Below are 4,299 nucleotides of genomic sequence, written 5' to 3'. Positions count from 1 at the left end.
TCCTGGATCAACGCGGTGGAGCCGGCCATGTCGGCGAACAGCGCCGTGATGGTCTTGCGCTCGCCGGCCGCGTCCGCACCCTTGGCTTCCATCGCGGCGCGCTCCGCGCGGATGCGCTCGGCCAGATGGGGCGGTGTGTATATGATTGGGGCCGGGATTGGTGGCTCCGGCGGTGCTGGAAGCGAAAAAGTCGGCTCTGGGGCATTGCGCGACGGCGCAACTGCGTCCGTCAGTTGCGCCCCGCAGGCCTCGCAGAATTTCGCGGCGGGGCCACACTCATGGCGGCATTGCGGGCAGATCCGCGCAAGACTTTGCCCACACGCCTCGCAGACCATGGCGCCCGCGGGGTTCTCGAACTGGCAATAGGTGCAGCGCATCTGGTCCTCTGACGGCCTTTGGCCGCTACGCCCTCATTCAAGCCGCAATCCGCACCGTTGGCAAGCACTGCCATGCCGGGTCGTCCGGAGGTCACGGGCGTCTATGATGACGATGGTGTTCACGCGGCCGCAGTCAGCGGGTTGCCAGTCCCAGGGTTCGGGAATGACAAGCAGAGGAAAATATGCCGTATATAGCACCCATAAGATTTCAGCTTGCTCACTCCAGTCCCATATCGCGTTAGTGAATGGTTGCCAATCCCGCTGTGCGGTGTTGCGTTGTAATTGGCGATGAGCACGTCCAGCAGCTCTTCCGCATATTCGTACTGGAATCGGCTTGCCAGCGCAACGTCTTCCGGCTTCCGGTCCCTTACGGTCCTGAGGCTTGGCGCCGGTGGCGTTGGAAAGACGCTGAAAGCCCTTCCCCGCCAGATTTCGGAAAAACGCCTCGATGAAGGGCCGGTCGTCCTTGCTTCGACGTTTCGAGAACGAGGTTTTCGGCTCAAGCAGCGTCGCGCGAACCGTATCGCGCAACGCGTCGCGCACGTGCTGACAGGTCTCGGCAAGGGCACCGTCTACGCTGGTCTCATCCCAGCACAGTCCGACGAAATCGTCACCCAGTACCGACAGAAGCCCGGCATCGGGCAAATACGCCTTGTCGCTGAAGCTTACCGGGCGCGCACACCATTTTCCCAATGCCCGCTTCAGCGCGCGCAGGACATCATCCTTCGAGACTTCCCGTCTAGGGCAAAGCTGAATAAGTCCACCGCTGACGGACGCAAGCGTTATAAACGGGACATTCGACGGGAAAGGCAGAACTAGGCGATGAGGCAGATGACGCTGGCAGTGGCGGCTGATCAGGGCGCGGGATTCGAGACACGTCGCAAACGCACGAGGCGTGAAGAGTTTCTCGAAACGATGAATACGATCGTGCCGTGGGTCGATCGAGCCGTACTACCCGAAACGCGGCAACGGCCGTCCGCCGATCGGCCTTGAGCGCATGCTGCGGATCCATTTCATCCAGCACTGGTTCAATCTGGCCGACGAGGCCTGCGAAGAGGCGCTGTATGACATTCCGAGCCTGCGCCGCTTTGCGCGCATCGACCTGGGGTGCGAGTCGGTGCCTGATGCCACGACGATGCTCAACTTCCGCCACCTGCTCGAAGAGCATAAGCTGGATGAGAAGCTGTTTGCCGAAGTTGGCCGGGTGCTGCAAACCAGGGGCGTGAAGCTCAACAGCGGCACGATCGTGGATGCCACGCTGATTGCCGCGCCGAGTTCGACGAAGAATGAACAGAAGGCGCGTGACCCGGAAATGCATCAGACGTGCAAAGGTAAGCAGTGGCACTTTGGTATGAAATTGCACATCGGCGTCGACAGCCAGAGCGGCCTGGCGCATAGCGCCGTTGTCACGGCGGCCAACGTGCACGACAAGCATCCGCTGCCACAACTGCTGCATGGTCAGGAGCAACGGGTCTATGGCGACAGCGCCTATGCGAGCCAGAAGGAGCTGATTCACAGCAAGGCGCCAAATGCACGGGACTTTACCAACAAGCGCACGCGTCGTGCCGACCAGGTCGACGAAGTGGCGCGCAGGAAGAATCGCAACAAGTCGAAGATCCGAGCACGGGTTGAGCACGTATTCGGTGTTGTGAAGCGGCTGTGGGGCTTCACGAAGGTGCGCTATCGCGGTCCTGGCGAAGAACGCCAATCGCGCCTTCGTCGCGCTGGCGCTGGCGAACGTGTACCTGTGCCGAACGCGGCTGATGGCACAGGTACGCCCGTAATGGGCCAAAAGCGGGCAAATCGCCCGCTTTTATAGCCCGCAAGGGCAGGAAGACGCGAATAACAGTCGCTTCCACAGTGAAATACCCTTTGATCAACCGGCCAAGCGTCAATTCAGCGGCTTGTTCAGCGTTGCCCTAATGCTGAAGTAGTAGCCGAGCACCGCGCGCGACATCACTTCAAGTATCACGATGACCCAGAGACGATGAACGATCCTCTCCCGAAAGCCGCCTCCTATCAGGGGAAGCGACACGCAGAAACGTCCATCCAGCTTGTGCGCATCCATCTCGACGCGCTGCATGAACTTCTGAACCGGCCGTCCGGTTCCGTCCCCTGTCTTCAGCTTTGACACCAGGTCTGGACCGCCGCTCGCCGCCGCCAGCGCTCGTGGGTTGGCCGACAACACCCTGTCGATAAACCGGCCAATCGAGACGTATCCCAGGGTCGCCGTGTTGAACGGCCACTCGTTTCGCTGTTCACATCCAAGTCCGCGGAGCTGGTCAAGAAGCCACCCGCAGTGACGTCTTTTCGACTGCCGGGTTTCGACCAGCCGCTTGCCTGATGCGCTCGCGAGAATACGCGCTTCGAATGCCTGGCGAAGCTCCGGCTTCGCATCAAGGAGCGCCTGCAGGGCACCAACGGCGCCGCCGCCGAACTGACTGACATGGATCTTCCGATGGCGCCGGTAGTGCTTGATCTGGGTCCACGGAACCAGCCCGCGCCAGCCGTAGGGCCGCCCGTCCGGATGCGTTTCGAGGCAACGTTCGCGGATCAGTCGATAAGCCTGTTTTGCGCCAAGTGAGGTGAGACGCTTGATGGTGTCGGCCGTCGCGCCGGAAAGGTACAGCGAGACCGCCGGCTTTCTCGCAAAATACAACGCGCGCCGTTCTCCTTCGAGCGCCCCTTCATCCGGGCTTGCCCAGAGCGAGGTGTCGATCGCTCTCCTGCCGATTGCGCGGGGAGCAATGACAGCTGTCGTCAGCGTCGCGGACTTCCATGGAGGCTCCAGAACAAATGGCCACCATCGCCTATGGCCCGATCGCTATGAACCATAGGACGCTATCGGGGGACAAATTCAACAGCCTGCTAGGGAAAAGGCGAGATGAATCTCGTCAGGTAGTCAGGAAGGAGGCGAACGCAAGTGAACCATCGAAGAAGTGTCGATAATTGCAATGATGTCAAAACCGAGGGCTCGACATCACCTCGGGATCAGTCAGACGGCGACCTGGAGGTGGGTCTGACGGCATCCGGCATAGAGATGGCGCGACCTTCCTGCAGGCATGGATACGGAACTTGGGAACCTGTCGTCTCGATGCTAAGGGAGAAGCTCAAGCGGAGAACCCGTGAGAGCCAGAGTACCAATGCGAGGCACAGGGGCGGAGTCATGCGTAGTAGCGTTGAAAGGGTTGTAATGACCTCTGGAGCGAAGGCATGACCTTGTCTGGCGAAGATCATAGAACAACCGCGTCGCGGGAGGATTCCAGGGTCGACGCCAAGTCGTTCGAGATACCCAAGCGGTTGATCTGGGAAGCCTGGAAGCGCGTGGCCGCCAATCAAGGAGGGCCGGGCGTAGACAGGGAAAGTATTGAATTATTCCGAAATCGCTTGGCGAGAAATCTATACGCCCTGTGGAATCGAATGAGCTCGGGGAGTTATTTTCCTCAGCCGGTCAAAGAGGTGCTGATTCCGAAGGGGGACGGTTTTCGCCCTCTCGGGGTGCCGACTATCACGGACCGAGTGGCTCAGATGGCGGTAAAGTTAATGGTTGAGCCGAGAATCGATGCGATATTTCATTCATCATCGTTCGGTTACCGTCCTAACAAATCGGCGAAGCAAGCTGTGGCGCAAGCGAGAAGAAACTGTTGGCGCTACGACTGGGTAGTCGATATTGACTTGAAATCCTTCTTTGACACAATCGACCACGGGCTTCTCTGGCGTGCGGTAGAAAAGCATGTCACGGAGCAATGGGCACGGCTCTACATTAGACGCTGGCTAGAGAGTCCGGTACAGAAGGTAACCGGGGAGTTGGTTGGTCGGGATCGAGGTACTCCGCAAGGTGGGTTACTACGCCGCTTACAACGTTGCATACTTTTCACTCCGTCGTCTGAATCATTCGAATTTTCGCTGTCAAGAGTCCCAG

General features: G+C 59.4%; 4 protein-coding genes and 1 pseudogene. 3 read left to right on the top strand and 2 right to left on the bottom strand.

Features of this window, described 5'->3' with window-relative positions; genetic code table 11:
• Positions 1–377, bottom strand: a 377-nt coding sequence (locus J8I82_RS37290) for a double zinc ribbon domain-containing protein (RefSeq protein WP_209765590.1), incomplete at its 3' end; no start/stop codon positions are given.
• Positions 378–665: 288 nt separating this feature from the next.
• Between J8I82_RS37290 and J8I82_RS37285 the strand changes: the two genes are divergently transcribed.
• On the top strand, positions 666–1,196 hold the full coding sequence (locus J8I82_RS37285; RefSeq protein ID WP_209765587.1) for a hypothetical protein: 531 nt from the start codon (positions 666–668) through the stop codon (positions 1,194–1,196).
• 3 nt (positions 1,197–1,199) lie between these two features.
• Positions 1,200–2,161: pseudogene (locus J8I82_RS37280) on the top strand (IS5 family transposase).
• 107 nt (positions 2,162–2,268) lie between these two features.
• On the opposite strand, the gene J8I82_RS37275 reads toward J8I82_RS37280, so the two are convergent.
• Positions 2,269–3,036 (bottom strand): hypothetical protein, encoded by a 768-nt coding sequence (locus tag J8I82_RS37275; protein WP_245180653.1) that lies wholly within the window; start codon positions 3,034–3,036, stop codon positions 2,269–2,271.
• A gap of 554 nt (positions 3,037–3,590) precedes the next feature.
• Here J8I82_RS37275 and J8I82_RS37270 point away from each other — a divergent pair.
• Positions 3,591–4,299 (top strand): reverse transcriptase domain-containing protein (locus J8I82_RS37270; protein WP_245180650.1); only part of this gene is annotated, 709 nt, incomplete at its 3' end.

This window comes from Cupriavidus consociatus (assembly GCF_017814975.1).
GTDB lineage: Bacteria > Pseudomonadota > Gammaproteobacteria > Burkholderiales > Burkholderiaceae > Cupriavidus > Cupriavidus consociatus.
Note: the sequence above shows the minus strand (reverse complement) of the source record. Positions and strands in the feature narration are given on the sequence as shown.

Coding starts and splice junctions, on each gene's coding strand:
- J8I82_RS37285 (WP_209765587.1), top strand. CDS start 666: ATGAGCACGTCCAGCAGCTCTTCCGCATATTCGTACTGGAATCGGCTT.